Genomic DNA, 533 nt, shown 5'->3' with positions numbered 1-533 from the left:
TCGAGGCTCGCTGCGCTCGCACCTCAACCACCGGGCGAGCGGTGCGGCAGGATGACCGCATGACTGACGCACCCGCCGAGCTGGTCCACCTCGATGTCGCTGACGCCGTCGCCACGATCACCCTCGACTCGCCGCACAACCGCAACGCGCTGTCGAGGCAGTTGATCACCGAGCTGACCGGTCACCTGAGCACGGCCGACGCAGCCGACGACGTCCGCGTCGTCGTACTGAAGTCGTCGGGCCGGGTGTTCTGCTCGGGTGCCGACCTCGCGGCTGCGGCGACGACGCCGATGCAGGAGGGTGCGCGGGCCATCGTCGCGCTGCAGCGCCAGATCGTCGCGTTGTCGAAGCCCGTCGTCGTGGTCGTCGAGGGCGCGGCCCGGGCCGGCGGGATCGGCATCGTCGCGGCCGCGGACGTGGCGATCGTGGCCCAGGACGCCACCTTCGCGCTGACCGAGGTGAAGCTCGGCCTGACGCCTGCGGTCATCTCGCTGACGGTGCTGCCGCGGATGACGTCACGGGGTGCCGCGCTG

At 71.5% G+C, this 533-nt stretch carries 1 protein-coding gene; it reads left to right on the top strand.

Features of this window, described 5'->3' with window-relative positions; translation table 11 throughout:
* Positions 1 to 59: 59 nt before the first annotated feature.
* The coding region (locus ACOADB_RS25250; protein WP_378605391.1) for an enoyl-CoA hydratase-related protein at positions 60 to 533 on the top strand (474 nt) is incomplete at its 3' end.

The sequence above is a fragment of the Nocardioides sp. CPCC 206348 genome (assembly GCF_048654705.1).
Lineage (GTDB): Bacteria > Actinomycetota > Actinomycetes > Propionibacteriales > Nocardioidaceae > Nocardioides.
This window is presented reverse-complemented; position numbering and strand designations above follow the sequence as displayed.